General features: G+C 72.6%; 15 protein-coding genes. 7 read left to right on the top strand and 8 right to left on the bottom strand.

The window, feature by feature from the left end:
- The first annotated feature begins 175 nt into the window (after positions 1–175).
- Complete coding sequence (locus ACPA54_RS13665; RefSeq protein ID WP_423529360.1) at positions 176–592, top strand: hypothetical protein; 417 nt, start codon at positions 176–178, stop codon at positions 590–592.
- Between the two features lie 129 nt (positions 593–721).
- On the opposite strand, the gene ACPA54_RS13660 is transcribed toward ACPA54_RS13665, so the two are convergent.
- The 5 genes from ACPA54_RS13660 to ACPA54_RS13640 form a co-directional block, all read right to left on the bottom strand.
- Positions 722–793 carry a 50S ribosomal protein bL37 gene (locus tag ACPA54_RS13660; RefSeq protein ID WP_372498534.1) on the bottom strand — a complete coding sequence of 24 codons (72 nt, stop codon included), beginning with the start codon at positions 791–793 and terminating at the stop codon, positions 722–724.
- A gap of 78 nt (positions 794–871) precedes the next feature.
- Entirely contained in the window at positions 872–1,576 is a 705-nt protein-coding gene (locus tag ACPA54_RS13655; protein ID WP_423529358.1) for a DedA family protein, read from the bottom strand.
- 205 nt (positions 1,577–1,781) lie between these two features.
- The gene (locus tag ACPA54_RS13650; RefSeq protein ID WP_423529356.1) at positions 1,782–2,354 is read right to left on the bottom strand and encodes a TetR/AcrR family transcriptional regulator; all 573 of its coding nucleotides are present in this window, start codon (positions 2,352–2,354) and stop codon (positions 1,782–1,784) included.
- Positions 2,354–3,172 carry an alpha/beta fold hydrolase gene (locus ACPA54_RS13645; protein ID WP_423529354.1) on the bottom strand — a complete coding sequence of 273 codons (819 nt, stop codon included), beginning with the start codon at positions 3,170–3,172 and terminating at the stop codon, positions 2,354–2,356. Before ACPA54_RS13645 ends, ACPA54_RS13650 begins: the two co-directional genes overlap by 1 nt.
- Before the next feature lie 188 nt (positions 3,173–3,360).
- Positions 3,361–5,082, bottom strand: a complete 1,722-nt coding sequence (locus ACPA54_RS13640; RefSeq protein ID WP_423529352.1) for an N-acyl-D-amino-acid deacylase family protein — start codon at positions 5,080–5,082, stop codon at positions 3,361–3,363.
- A 108-nt stretch (positions 5,083–5,190) separates the two neighbouring features.
- Between ACPA54_RS13640 and ACPA54_RS13635 the strand changes: the two genes are divergently transcribed.
- Entirely contained in the window at positions 5,191–5,820 is a 630-nt protein-coding gene (locus tag ACPA54_RS13635) for a TetR family transcriptional regulator (RefSeq protein WP_423529350.1), read from the top strand.
- Between the two features lie 219 nt (positions 5,821–6,039).
- On the opposite strand, the gene eda is transcribed toward ACPA54_RS13635, so the two are convergent.
- From eda to edd, 3 genes are read right to left on the bottom strand one after another with little or no spacing between them, the layout of a single operon-like run.
- Positions 6,040–6,690 (bottom strand): bifunctional 4-hydroxy-2-oxoglutarate aldolase/2-dehydro-3-deoxy-phosphogluconate aldolase, encoded by a 651-nt coding sequence (gene eda, locus ACPA54_RS13630; RefSeq protein WP_423529348.1) that lies wholly within the window; start codon positions 6,688–6,690, stop codon positions 6,040–6,042.
- Positions 6,687–7,712: a glucokinase gene (gene glk, locus ACPA54_RS13625; RefSeq protein WP_423529346.1), complete on the bottom strand. Its 1,026-nt coding sequence runs from the start codon at positions 7,710–7,712 to the stop codon at positions 6,687–6,689. Before glk ends, eda begins: the two co-directional genes overlap by 4 nt.
- Entirely contained in the window at positions 7,709–9,613 is a 1,905-nt protein-coding gene (gene edd, locus ACPA54_RS13620; protein ID WP_423529344.1) for a phosphogluconate dehydratase, read from the bottom strand. The genes glk and edd overlap by 4 nt, the downstream gene beginning before the upstream one ends.
- 175 nt (positions 9,614–9,788) lie before the next feature.
- On the opposite strand from edd, the gene ACPA54_RS13615 reads away from it, so the two are divergent.
- The 5 genes from ACPA54_RS13615 (at position 9,789) to ACPA54_RS13595 (ending at position 13,813) form a co-directional block, all read left to right on the top strand.
- Positions 9,789–11,006: an ROK family transcriptional regulator gene (locus tag ACPA54_RS13615; RefSeq protein ID WP_345674095.1), complete on the top strand. Its 1,218-nt coding sequence runs from the start codon at positions 9,789–9,791 to the stop codon at positions 11,004–11,006.
- A 273-nt stretch (positions 11,007–11,279) separates the two neighbouring features.
- A complete protein-coding gene (locus ACPA54_RS13610; RefSeq protein ID WP_423529342.1) occupies positions 11,280–12,236 on the top strand; it encodes a pirin family protein in 957 nt (318 codons plus the stop codon).
- A 267-nt stretch (positions 12,237–12,503) separates the two neighbouring features.
- The gene (locus tag ACPA54_RS13605) at positions 12,504–12,779 is read left to right on the top strand and encodes a hypothetical protein (protein ID WP_345674097.1); all 276 of its coding nucleotides are present in this window, start codon (positions 12,504–12,506) and stop codon (positions 12,777–12,779) included.
- The gene (locus ACPA54_RS13600) at positions 12,779–13,456 is read left to right on the top strand and encodes a hypothetical protein (RefSeq protein WP_423529340.1); all 678 of its coding nucleotides are present in this window, start codon (positions 12,779–12,781) and stop codon (positions 13,454–13,456) included. Before ACPA54_RS13605 ends, ACPA54_RS13600 begins: the two co-directional genes overlap by 1 nt.
- Positions 13,457–13,549: 93 nt before the next feature.
- Complete coding sequence (locus ACPA54_RS13595; protein WP_345674099.1) at positions 13,550–13,813, top strand: hypothetical protein; 264 nt, start codon at positions 13,550–13,552, stop codon at positions 13,811–13,813.
- Positions 13,814–13,839: the final 26 nt, after the last annotated feature.

Below are 13,839 nucleotides of genomic sequence, written 5' to 3'. Positions count from 1 at the left end.
GGATCCGAGACAGACTCCCAGGTTAGCGAAGCCTGCGCACGGTGATAAGGGTCCGCATCGAACCGGATGCCGCGGCCGTGGGCGAACACGCCCCCGGGGCGGGACGGTTCGCCGCGGGCCGTGTCTTCTCGCCGGTGCGCTCCGGCGCGCCGTTCGGCCCTTGGGAGTCATTCCGATGCTGGGTTCTCGGACGCTCCGCGTCCCTTCCGATTCCGATGTCGTCGTCATCCGCAACGGGTACACCTGGACGGTCCCCGGTGCGGTCGGCGCCGTCGCCGTCCTCGTCCTGCTCGGCGCCGTGCGCGGCGGCGGGTCCTCGCACACCGAACCGCCGAACCGCGAGGCCGTCGTCGCCGAAGCGGCCGGCGTCGCGCTGCGTGCCGAACCGCGGTCCGACGCGGCCAAGGTCGTCGACCTGCCGTACAACCGCCAGGTCACGATCGTCTGCCACACCGACGGACCCGCCGCCGGCGGTTGGGGCGGCACCAGCACCGTGTGGGACCGCATCACCGTCGACGGCGCCACCGGGTACGCGCCCGATGTCGCCATCAACACGCACGTCACGGTGGCCCGGATCGCGCCCCGGTGCTGACCGCGGCCCGTCCGGCTTCCGCGCACCGGCCCTGCGGTACGCGGGAGAGCACTCCGTCCGCACACGCGCCGCCCGCACCGCAGCGACAACGCGGTGCGGGCGGCGTGCACGGTGCCGCCGACCGACGACTCAGGCCGGGCGTTTTCCGTGGTTGGCGCGGTTCTTGCGGCGGGTCTTGCGCTTGCGGGTTTTCTTGGACACCGCGGCTCCCTCCGCGCGCCGCATCCGGGCGGCGCGTCCATGGGCGTTACGCCGTACGGTAGTTCGCCCACGTACGGGTTACCAGGGGAAGCACATCCACGGCGCCGCGGTCGGGTTGGCCGGGACGGGCTCCACCGGCGCCAATTCGGGCTCCTGGGGGGCGGGATCGCGCCCCCCGGTCGACTTGCCCGTCGAGTGGCGGCGCACCCCGTAGACGATGAGCGCGATGCCGACCAGGACGATGCCCGCGACGGTCGCCGCGGTGCCGACCTGCTGCTGCGCGGCGAGCCCGGCGAAGTGGCCGAGGGAGACGAACGCCGCGGCCCAGACCGCCGCGACGGGTATCTGGGTCGCCCCGAAGACCCGGTACGGCACCCGGGCGCGCCCGGCGAGCCGGGGCGCGAAGGTGCGCAGTCCGGAAATCCACTGGCTGGTGGCGAGGGCCAAGGCGCCGTGCCGGGACACGAGGTCCTCGGCGCGTTCGATGGTGGTCCGCAGCTTGCCGCCCTGCCCGGCGCGTTTTCCGGCCACCACGCGGCGCGTGGAGGGGCGGCGCCCGCGCAGATAGGCGATTTGTCCGCCGGTGATCGCGGCGGCCACGGCGACGGGAATCGCCGCGGACAGCGGGACGTCGCCAAGGCGGGTGGCCAGGCCCAGCGCCAAGAGCATCGTCGACCCCGGCAGCACGAGACCGATCAGCAGTGCCGACTCGGTGACCACTGCCAGACCCACCAGCACCAGCATCACGGGTGTGGGCAATGCGCCGATGATGTCGTGGACCACCGGGACCTCCCATCGGCGTACCGCGCGAGCTGCGGCGTACTCACTCCCTTAACGCTTCAGCACAACCTGACCCGGATCTGTTCCCCGTCGCGGGAAAGCCGCACGGGGTTCGGCCGAAATACATGGTTGGATGGCGCGAAATCGGCCCGGGACACGGCCCCGGGACAGGGCCGCGGGACGACCGCGGGACGGCCGTGAAGCGCGGTCACGCGGTGCGGCGGTGCGGTGCCAGGCCCGCGACGAGGACGTTCAGCAGCGTGGCGAAGCTCGTGTCGATGTCCTGCGGGAGGCCGAAACCGCCCTGTGCCTCCAGGACCGCGAACCCGTGCACGGCCGCGCGCAGCGTGCGGATGAGGTGGATCCGGTCGGCCGCGGACGCGCCGTACTCGCGGACCACGGCGTCCAGCGACGCGACCGACGACGCGGCGGCGGCCTGCGCCGCCGGGTCGTCCGGGGCCGGCGCGCCGGCGAGCATCGCCGCGCGGTGCGGGTGGGTGCGGACGTGGTCGCGGTACGCGGTGAGCAGCGACCGCACCGCGGCGTCGCCGGAGACGCCGAGCGCGGCGGCGTTCAGTACGCGGGCGAGGTCTTCGGTGGCGCGGGTCTCGACGGCGCGGCGCAGTGCCGGGAGTCCGTCGACGTGCTTGTAGAGGGACGGGGTGGCGACGCCGGCGCGCTGGGCGACCTTGGCGAGGGTCAGCGCGTCGGGTCCTTCGTCGTCGACGATCGCGACGGCGAGGTCGACGACGGCCTGCGGGGTGAGTCCGGCGCGGGCCATCAGGCGGCGGTCTTCGCGGCGAACTCGGCGACCGCGGCGACCCACGCGTCGGGGAACTCGGCCTGCGGGTAGTGGCCGGAGCCGTCGACCATCACGACGGTGCCGTGCGTGCGCTCGGCGACCAGGCGGGCCTCGGCGGCCGGGTCCTTGAAGTCGGAGTCCTTGGTGCCCATGACGACCAGCGCGGGCCGGGTCAGTTCGGCGGCGCGGCTCTCGCACGCGGCGCGGGAGGACGCGAGCATCGCGCGCAGGGCGGCGACGTGGCCGGGCTGCTTGAGACTGGTCTTGAGGCGCGCGGCGTAGGCGGCGTGGTCGGCCGGCTTGCGGGTGGGGAACAGGGTCTTCCAGTACGTGAGCCACAGTGCGGGCGTGCGGCCGACCAGCCATTCGGCGGCCTTGATCACGGCGTTCTTGGGGATGTCGCGGATGAACGGGCCGGACAGCACGATCCCCGCGACCAGCTCCGGCGCCTCCGCGGCGATCCACAGCACGCTCGCGCCGGTGAAGGAGGTGCCGACGACGATCGCCGGTCCGGCGCCGAGGTGCCGGAGCAGGGCGATGGCGTCCTCGGCGGAGTCCTCCGGGTTGTACGAGGCCCAGTCGGCGGACGATTCGCCGGCGCCGCGCAGGTCGGCGGTGACGACGCGGTAGCCGGCCGCGACGAGCAGCGGGGCGGCGTGCCGGAAGACGCCGCGGGTGTCGCCGAGGCCGGGGAGGCACAGGACGAGGGGGCCGGTGCCTTCGGTGTCGTCGTACGCGATCCGGCCGCCGGGGAGGTCGAGGTGGCGGGTGGCGGGGGTGGCCGGGGTGGCGGTCATGGCGGTCGGCTCCTTCGGTCGTGCGGTCTGGGGTCGGGGTCCCGCCCGGCGAGCTCTCTCTGTTAGCCACAAAGCTAATACAATTAGCTTTGTGGCGCAAGGGGACGAGGGAAATCGTGTCGGGCCGGCACCGCGTGGTGCGGTGCCGGCCCGATCGCCGTGCGGCCCGATGGCCGCGCCGTTTGCGCCTACGCGCGCCCGTGCCGCAGCAGGCGGCCGGAGTGGGTGCCGACCTCCTTGTCGTCCTCCACCGTCACCTGGCCGTTGACCAGGATGTAGCGGTACCCCGACGCGCCGATAACGGTGCGCAGCTGCTCGGCGGGCAGGTCGTGGGCGAACTGCGGGTCGCCGTAGGCGAGGGCATCGTAGTCGTACACGATGATGTCCGCGGCGGCGCCTTCGCGCAGGATGCCGCGGTCGGTGAAGCCGGCGCAGTGCGCGGGGAGCGCGGAGAGGCGCCAGTGGGCGCGTTCAAGGGACGTCCAGGCGTGCTTGCGGACGTACTCGACGATGTACTCGGTGCCGTACATGCCCGCGCTCAGCGTCTTGAGGTGCGCGCCGCCGTCGGACAGGCCGGGGATGAGGTACTCGTAGTCGACGAGTTCCTTGAGGCCTTCGAGGGAGGCGTTGAACTGCCCGGTGTGCACCTCGGTGCGCAGGGCGTCGGCGATCGTGACGTCGCACAGGACGTCGACGGGGTGGCGGCCGAGTTCCTCGCCGATCTCGCGGAAACTGCGTCCTTCGAAGCGCTTGTACTCGTCGGTGAAGGTCTTGTGCAGCTTCATGTCCGGGTACGCGTGGTAGACCATCGGGTCGAACTCGCGCAGTTCGGCGCGGATCTGCGGGTCTTGGAGGAGCGCGATCTTCGCCTCGACGGTCTCCGCCTCGAAGACGGTCGCGACCGGCGGGCGGACGCTGAGCCCGCCGTACAGCCAGCTGAACGGCACGGGCACGTCGGTGGTCATGGCCTGGCCGTAGATCGGCAGGCCCTTCTCCTGGCAGCGCTTGAGCCATTCGATCTTGCGCTTGTAGAGGCCGCCGCTGCGGGTGTTGGCGATGACGGCGTTCCAGATGAGCGGGCGTCCGCTGATCTCGACGAGGTGCTCGAACTCCTCCTCGGTGATCGAGGTGCCCGACAACTGCATGAATCCGCGGCCGAGTTCGGCCAGCGCCTCGGCGAGCGCCAGGCGGGTCTCCGGCCACATGACGTCGGTCGGCATCGGAGTGCCGTCGAAGTCGCCCTGCATGAGCCGGTCTTCGGGGTGGCCGGGGCGGCCGAGGCACTGCGCGGACCAGCCGCCGGCGCCGGCCTCGAGGGCTTCGGTGAGGATGCGCGCGATCTCGGCGTTCTCCTCGGCGGTCGGCTTGTCGCCGGCCTTGGCGCGGTCGAGGCCGAGGACCCAGACGAGGAGCGGGTTGACGGGCACGTACGGGAGGACGTTGACCGCCTTGGGGGTGCGCTCAAGGCTGTCGAGGTACTCGGGGAACGACACCCAGTCCCAGGGCAGGCCCTGGCGGAGCGTCTCGGTCGGGATGTCCTCGACGGCGGTCATCGACAGCATCGCGCGCTCGCGCTCGTCGGGGCGCACCGGGGCGAAGCCGAAGCCGCAGTTGCCGGTGACCACGGAGGTGACGCCGTGCCAGCCGGAGGTGGTGACGTACGGGTCCCAGAAGACCTGGGCGTCGTAGTGCGTGTGCAGGTCGATGAACCCGGGCGCGACGACGAGGCCGGTCGCGTCGACGACGCGCCCCGCGCCGTTGATCTCCGCCGCGGACAGCCGCCCGATCCGCTCGATGCGGTCGCCGCGGATCGCGATGTCGGCTCGGATCCGCGGGTTGCCGGAGCCGTCGACGACGGTCCCGTTGGTGATGACGATGTCGTAGCCGTTGCCGTTGCCGTTGCTGGCCATCCCGGACCTCCCTTGTTTTAAAGAAGGTGTTTAATACGGCGGGGCGCGGAGGTCAAGAGGAACGGGGGATCGGGAAATGACGGGATCGAAGGTCGCTATCCTCCGCACATGCCGCGAGATTCCGGACCGACGCGTCGGTTGCTCGTCGACGCCGCCGAGCGGCTGTTCGCCGAACAGGGCCTCGACGTGCCCCTCGGCGAGATCACCCGCGCCGCCGGCCAGCGCAACACCGGCGCCGTCCACTACCACTTCGGCGGCCGCGACGGCCTGCTGCGCGCGATCCTCGACCGCCACGTCCCCGCCGTCGCCACCCGCCGCCGGGCACTGCTCGCGGAAGCCCTCGAGACGCCCGGCGACCCCGCCGGCTACGGCCGCGCGCTCGCCCTCCCGGTCACCGGACTCCTCTACGGCTCCCCGACCGACCGCGCCTACCTGCAGATCTCCGTCCGCCTGATGGGCGACCCCACCTCCCCGGTGGCCCGCGAACTCGGCGGCGACGACGTCCAGGACGTCGTCGCCGCGGCCATCCACGCCCTCACCCCGGCCGACCCGGCCGCCCTGCAGGAGCGCGCCTTCCTCGCCGTCCAGATGACCGGCCTCCTCTGCGCCCACCGAGCCGCCCGCGGCGACACCAAACCCCGCCCGGACGCGATCGTCCGCACGGGAGAACTGACCCGCACGGAGTTCGAAGCCCACGTGACGGCCATCTGCGCGGGGGCGGTACGGCCGCCGGGGTAGGAGAGAGCCGCCGGAAGCCGGCGGGCAACGGCCGGGGGGAAACGGCACGGGAAAACGGAGAGGCCCGCTCTCCTCGCCGAAGAGCGGGCCGATCGCGGTGTCAGGTAGGCCGAACCCTCATACGGCCTACCAAGGGGAGTCGAACCCTCATACGACTCGTTCCGCGGTCCGTACCCCTGGCGCACCTCAGGGCAGAGCGCGCCAGGGGACGTTTTTGTGTCAGGCGGGAGTTCCTCCCGCCGTCTTGTCGCGCAGCCGGGACGCGGTCCGGGCGAGCGCTTCGATCCGGGCCCAGTCGCCGGCTGCGACTGCGGACGCCGGGAGCATCCACGAGCCGCCCACGCATGCCACGTTCGGCAGGGCGAGGTAGGCCGGGGCGCTGTCCGGCGTGATCCCGCCGGTCGGGCAGAACCGCACGTCGGGCACCGGCGACGCCAGCGCCTTCAGGTAGGGGGCCCCGCCCGAGGCCTCCGCCGGGAAGAACTTCATCTCGCGGACGCCGTGTTCGCGCAGCCGCAGCACCTCCGACACCGTCGAGGTGCCGGGCAGGAACGGCAGCCCGGTGTCCGCCAGCGCGCTGTACAACGCGTCGGTGCAGCCGGGGGTCACCAGGAAATTCGCGCCGGCGTCCGCCGCGGCCTTCGCCTGGTCCGGGGTCAGCACGGTGCCGGCGCCGACGTAGGCGCCTTCCACCTCGGCCGCGATCCGCTCGATCGCGCCCAGCGCGGCCTCGGTGCGCAGCGTCACCTCGACGGCCGGGAGGCCGCCCGCGACGAGGGCGCGGGCCAGCGGCACCGCCGCTTCCACGTCGTCGACGATGACGACCGGCACCACGGGTGCCAGGTCCAAGGGGGACAAGGGCAAGCTCATACGCCGACCGCCTCTCGTGCCTGCGCGCCGCTGTGCGTCTCGAGCCACGCCGCCGCGCCCACCAGGGCGGGGTACGGCGCGGTCACCAGCACCGTGGAAATGCGGTGCAGGTACGCGGCCATGGTCGGGTTGGTCTCGAAGCCCGCCCGGAACTCGCTGTCCAGCAGCAGTTCCGCGATGCGCGGCAGGACGCCGCCGGCCAGGAACACCCCGCCGCGAGCGCCGAGCGTGAGCGCGACGCTGCCCGCGAAGGTGCCGAGCAGCCGGCAGAACAGTTCGATGGTCTCGGTGCACAGCGGGTCGGTGCCCGCCAGCGCGCGCCCGGAGATGTCCGCGGGGGACAGCGCTTCGGGGGTGGCGTCGTGCGACGTGGCGACGTGGCGGTACAGCCGGGTCAGGCCCGGGCCGGACAGCACGTGCTCCGCGGTCACCATGCCGAAGCCGCCGCGCTCGCCGAGCAGGACCTCGATCGCTTCCGCGTCGACGCCGTGGCCCGGGCGCAGCAGCATGTGGCCGCCTTCGCCGGGCAGCGGCACGTAGCCGCCGCCGGGGACCGGGACCAGGCCCGCGACGCCGAGGCCGGTGCCGGGGCCGAGGACGGCCATCGGCAGGGACGTGTCGGGGCGGCGGTCGCCGATCACCACGAGGTCGTCGTCGCCGAGGTGCGGGAGCGACAGCGCGAGTGCTTCGAAGTCGTTGATCAGGTGCAGCGCGTCGACGCCGAGGCGGCGGCGGGTGTCGGAGATCGACAGCGCCCACGTGCCGTTGGTGAAGCGGAAGCGGTCGCCGGTCACCGGGCCCGCGACGGCCGCGCACACGGCGCCGGGGCGGCCCGCGCCGACGGCGGTGAGGTACTGCTCGACGGCGGCTTCGAGGTCGGGGTGTTCGGCGGCGCGCAGCACGAGCACGCGTTCGGCGGCCGCGCCGGGGGCGGTGACCAGGCCGAAGCGGGCGTTGGTGCCGCCGATGTCGGCGACCAGCCAGGGGCGGGACTCGGTGGGCAGCGGGACTTCGTACGTCACGGCGCCACCTCCGCAGCCTGGTCGCGAACGTGGTCGAGAGGGGTGCCGACGGTGGCCGCACCCAGGTCGGCCGGGCCGACGCTGCCGCGGAGCGCGGCGAACAGTTCGCGGCCGGTGCCGACCCACTGGGTGTCGGTCGGGGCCGCGCCGGTGGCCGGGCGGGCCGCGAACTCGGCGTCGTCGACGGCGATCACGAGGGTGCCGGTGACCGCGTCCACGGTGACGACGTCGCCGTCGCGCACCTTGGCGAGCGGTCCGCCGGCGGCTGCTTCGGGGGTGCAGTGGATCGCGGCCGGGATCTTGCCGGACGCGCCGGACAGGCGCCCGTCGGTGACCAGCGCGACCGCGTGCCCGCGGTCCTGCAGGACGCCGAGCGCCGGGATCAGCTTGTGGAGTTCCGGCATGCCGTTGGCCCGCGGGCCCTGGTAGCGGAGCACCGCGACCACATCGTGGTCGAGTTCGCCGGCTTCGAACGCGGCGGTGAACTCGGCCTGGCCGTCGAACACCCGGGCGGGCGCGGTGACGGTGTGGTGGTCGGGGGAGACCGCGGAGACCTTGATCACCGCGCGGCCGAGGTTGCCGTGCAGCATCCGCAGGCCGCCGTCGGGCGCGAACGGGTCGTCGTGCGGCCGCAGCACCTCGGTGTCCAGGCTCTTCGCCGGGCCGTCGCGCCAGGCCAGCCGACCCTCGTCGAGGTACGGCTCCTGCCGGTACCGGTCGAGGCCGGGACCGGCGACCGTCTGCACGTCGGGGTGCAGCAGCCCGCCGTCGAGCAGCGTCCCGACCAGGAACGCGGTGCCGCCCGCGGCGTGGAAGTGGTTGATGTCCGCGGGCCCGTTCGGGTACATCCGCGCCAGCAGCGGCACGACGGTGGACAGCTCGGCGAAGTCGTCCCAGGTCAGCGTGATGCCCGCGGCGGCCGCGATGGCGACCAGGTGGAGCGTCAGGTTGGTCGACCCGCCGGTGGCGAGCAGGGCGACGACGGCGTTGACGATCGCCTTCTCGTCGACGATGTCGGCGATCGGTGTGTACGCGCGGACCAGCGTGTCCGGGTCGCCGAGCGCGGTCGTCGCGGCGACGCGCGCACCCGCGGCGTCGGTCAGCGCGGCGCGCAGCGGCTGGTCCGGGTGGACGAAGCTGGCGCCGGGCAGGTGGAGGCCGAGGACCTCCATGAGGAGTTGGTTGGTGTTGGCGGTGCCGTAGAAGGTGCACGTGCCGATGCCGTGGTACGCCTTGGCTTCCGCGTCCAGGAGTTCCTCGCGGGTGGCCTTGCCCTCGGCGAAGCGCTGGCGGACCCGTGCCTTCTCCTTGTTGGGGAGGCCGGAGGACATCGGGCCGGCGGGCACGAACACCGTCGGCAGGTTGCCGAAGGACAGGGCGCCGATCACCAGGCCGGGCACGATCTTGTCGCACACGCCGAGCATCAGCGCGCCGTCGAACATGTCGTGCGCGAGCGCGACGGCCGCCGCCATGGCGACCACGTCGCGGGAGAAGAGGGAAAGCTCCATGCCCGCGCGGCCCTGCGTGATGCCGTCGCACATCGCGGGCACGCCGCCCGCGAACTGCGCGACACCGCCGGCCGCGGCGACCGCGGTCTTGAGCTGCTCGGGGTAGTCCCGCAGCGGCTGGTGCGCGGAAAGCATGTCGTTGTACGCGGAGACGATCGCGATGTTCGGCTTGACGGGGCCCTGCGGACCGGTGCCGCGCAGCGCGAGCTTGTCCTCGACGCCGCAGGCCGCGAAGCCGTGCGCGAAGTTCGCGCAGCCGAGCTGGGTGCGCACCGGGCGCTCGGACGCGGCGGCACGGACCCGATCCAGGTACGCCGACCGCGCGGGGGCGCTGCGGCGGGCTATGCGCTCCGTCACCGCGGCCACCGTCGGGTGGGTCGTCTGCTCGTTCACCGTGCTGCCTCGCGTTGCCTCGTGCCAGGTCCCGGGAGGGGGCCTGATGGGGAACTTTCGAGGATCAAACTAGGGGTACTTTTGCTTCTTGGCAAGCAAAAGAATGACGCTCGGGCGTAGAAGAGATGAACTTCGGTCTTTGACCGGGGTAAAAGGGTCCTGGTTCACTGGGGGTATGGCCCGACGCGCGAACCCCCTGCCGCACAGCAGTGCGGGGGATGTCCTGCAGCTCGTGCGGGACGGGGAGGCCGAGACGCGGGCCGATGTGGCCCGGCTGACCGGTCTGTCCCGTTCCGCCGTTGCCGCGCGCGTCGACGACCTCGTCGCCGCGGGTCTCCTGGCCGAGCGCGCGGATCGCGCGTCGACCGGCGGACGCCCGCCGATGCGCCTCGAACTCAACGCCGCGGGCGGCCTGGTGCTCGCCGCCTCGCTGGGCAGCAGCCGCGGCCAGCTCGCGGTCTGCGACCTGCACGGCACGGTCCTGGCGACCCGCGAAACCGCGATGGCCGCGGGCAGCGGCCCGGACGCGGTCCTGTCCCGGCTGCCCGACTGGTTCGACGCCCTGCTCGCCGAGGAGGGCTACGCCCCGGACGACGTGCGCGGCATCGGCGTCGCGGTCCCCGGCACCGTCGAACTGGCCACCGGACGCGCGGTCGGCCCCCCGACGCTGCCCGGCTGGGACGGCGTGGCGATCGCCCCCGCACTGCAGCGGCGCTGGCCGGTCCCGGTGTACGTGGACAACGACGTGAACGTCATGGCGCTCGGCGAGTTCCGCACCCGGGGCGACGCCGGCGACCTGGTCTTCGTGAAGGTCTCCACCGGTATCGGCGCCGGAATAGTGTCCGAGGGCCGGGTCTACCGCGGCGCCCTCGGCGCGGCCGGTGAGATCGGCCACATCCCGGTCGCGGGCGGCCGCGGACTGCGCTGCTGGTGCGGCAACGTCGACTGCCTCGAAGTGCTGGCGAGCGGCCGGCACCTGGTGGAGACGCTGGCCGCGCACGGCGCGGCGGTGGCCGGGGTCCGCGACGTCGTGGCGCTGGCCGCGGCCGGGCACCCCGAGGCGGTCAGCCTGGTGCGCGAGTCCGGCCGGCTGCTCGGCGAGGTGCTGGCCAGCGTGGTGAACGTGCTGAACCCGGCGGTCGTGGTGCTCGGCGGCGACCTGGCCGATGCGGGCGATCCGCTGCTCGCCGGGGTGCGCGAGGTGGTCTACCGCCGGTCGACCGCGGTGGCGACCCGGGAGCTCAAGATCGTCGCCAGCTCGCTCGGCGAGCAGGCCGGTCTGCACGGCTGCGCGACGATGGCGCTCGACCGCATCCTGTCGCCGGAATCGGTGGACGCGACGCTGGCCCGGTACGCCGCGCAGCGTGCGGTGGACGACGCCGTGGCGGTCTGACCGGCCCGGTCGGGCCGACCGTACGCAAGCAGCGCGCATATATACGTAGGGAAGAAAGGGCTCCGCCGACCGGCGGGGCCCTTTTGCTTTCCGTGCTCCCGGGCTGTCGGCGGCTTCCGTGTGCCCGGCCGCGTGGCAAGGGCCCGCCCCGAAGAAAGTTGAGTCTTCAACTAGCGGAATGTTGATCGCTCAACTATTGTTTGACCTGTCGAACCCGGAGAGACCGGGTCGATACTCGAATCGACGGACGATTCGACGCCCAGGAGGTCCGCCATGCCCGCCGTGACCGTCGAGAACCCGCTCAACCTGCCGCAGCTGCACAAGCCGGCGGTGGGGAGCCGCCCGCGCAAGGTGGTCCAGGTGGCGACCGCGCCCAGCGGTCTGGAAGGGGAGGGCTTCCCGGTCCGCCGCGCGTTCGCGGGCGTCGACCAGGCGCGCCTCGACCCGTTCATCATGATGGACCAGATGGGGGAGGTGGAGTACGCCGCCGGGGAGGCCAAGGGCACCCCGTGGCACCCGCACCGCGGCTTCGAAACCGTGACCTACCTGATCGACGGCACCTTCCGGCACCAGGATTCGGCGGGCGGCGGCGGTCTGATCACCGACGGGGACACCCAGTGGATGACCGCGGGCTCCGGCCTGCTGCACATCGAGGCGCCGCCGGAGGAACTCGTGCGCAGCGGCGGCCTCTTCCACGGCATTCAGCTGTGGGTGAACCTGCCGTCCGTGCAGAAGATGTCCGACCCCCGCTACCAGGACATCCGGGCCGGGAACGTGAAGCTGCTGACCACCGAGGACGGCGGGTCGCTGGTCCGGGTGATCGCCGGTTCGGTGGCCGGATATGACGGTCCGGGCATCACGCACACCCCGATCACCCTGATCCACGCCACGGTGAGCCCCGGCGCGCGCCTGGAACTCCCGTGGCAGCCGGACTACAACGCGCTGGTGTACGTGCTCAACGGCGCGGGCACCGTCGGCACCGAGGCCCGACCTGTGCGTATGGGCCAGACCGCGGTCTTCGGCGACGGCGACAGCATCGAGCTGCGCGCCGACGACAAGCAGGAGAGCCGGTCGCCGAACCTGGACGTGATCATCCTCGGTGGCCTGCCGATCGGCGAGGAAGTGGCCTGGTACGGACCGTTCGTCATGAACACCCATGCGGAACTCGCCCAGGCGTTCGACGATTTCCGGTCGGGCCGGATGGGCACGGTGCCCGCCGACCGGATCTGACCCCCCGGCGGCGCCGCGGACGGACCGCGTCCCGCCGCCGGCAGACGAAAGCCGCAGGCTGCCGCCTGCGGCTTTCGTATTTGTGGATTTGGCGCTTCGTTCGTTGCCCTAGGCTGTCCGCGTGGTGACCACGACGCGGGCGGCAGGGCATGAAATGCACCGGTGTGCGCGCCTCTTGACGCTGCCTTGCGGTCTGGTCACACTGAGCAAGGTCAATTGGAACGTACCGGTTTGTAGGCGGCAAACGGTGAGAGGCGGCGGTGGCTGATGGCCGATTCGCCGTGGCGGAAGAGCGTCCGCGAAAGCACCGTCAAGAACCGTGTGTCGACGGTCAACTGGGCGGCCAAGCAAGTCGTCCATTCCGACCTGCTCACGGCGCTCATCCTGGGCGCGGCCGCGGTGACGGCGGTCGTCCTGCACTTAAGGGGCCGCGACTCGCGGGCCGAATGGCTCGGTATCGCCATCGCGTTGCCCTGGGTCCTCGCCGCGTTCCGGCACCGCAAGATCTGCAACCCGTGCCCGCGCCAGAAGGGCGGCGGGTGATGAGCACCGGCAACGGCGGTACCGGCAAGCCGCGTCGCAGCGGCATGGCCGGACGGCTCGGCCGCGGCCGACCGGCCAAGCCCGCTCTGCCCACTCCTTCGCCCGCGCCGCGCCGCGCGGGATGGAAGCCCAAAGGCTCGCCGCAATCCCCCGTTTCCGGCGGCGGCCGCGCGACCCCGGGAGCGCCGGTCCGGCGCACCCCGCCGTCGCGTACGAACGGACCCCGCACCGGCCGACCCGACCCCGCGGGCGGCCCGGTGCCCGGCAGCACGACCGCGAAGCCCAAGGAACGCCGACGCATACCCCGGCAGTTCCTGCCCGGCGGCGCCGCCCGCGACGACGCCGCGCCCGGCGCCGACGAGCCGGGCGGCCCGACACCCGACCGCAACACCCGCCCCGAGCCACCCGGTTCGGGCGGCGGGTGGCAGTGGTCCGGGGGCGGGTACACCGCGGTGGACTACTTCATGTTGATCCCGGGGGCGGCCGTCGCCTGGTACGGCGGCCGGTTGGTCGAGCAATGCGCTGCGGAAGCGAGCGGTAGGACCGCGTTCTTCCTGTGGCTCATGATCGCGTTCTGGGTCACCGTCGCCACCGCCCGCTGGCCTGCGTTCCGCATGCTGCGCTGGGCGTGGGTGCTCGCCGGTGTCCTCGGCGCGGTCTGGACTCCCGGACGATGACGGGTAATTCACCGCCGTAGCAGGCTCACCGCCCCGAACGCCGGGGTAGGTCACCGCACACAGGGATCCACAGCGCTGGACCGGAGGGGAACCATGAACACGCTCGCCGCTGTTGTCGTCGCCGCACCCGAGGACACCACGTCGGTCGGTCAAGGGGTGACGATCGGCGTTCCGATCATCATCATTTTCATCCTCTTCTACCTGGTCACCCACAAAGGGTACAAAATGGCCGGGCTGATCCTCGCCTTCGTGGCCGGCGTGATGCTGTCCGGCACCGCGGCCGCCGGGTCGCTGTCGCAGCTGGTGGAGAACGTCGTCAACGCGGGGGTCAACGGCGTCACCGACGTGTTCAAGTAGCCGCCCGCCGCGCGGGCCGCGCGGCG

Origin of the sequence: Uniformispora flossi, from assembly GCF_049534875.1 — a bacterium.
In the GTDB taxonomy this organism is placed as follows: Bacteria; Actinomycetota; Actinomycetes; order Streptomycetales; family Streptomycetaceae; genus Yinghuangia; species Yinghuangia aomiensis.
Note: the sequence above shows the minus strand (reverse complement) of the source record. Positions and strands in the feature narration are given on the sequence as shown.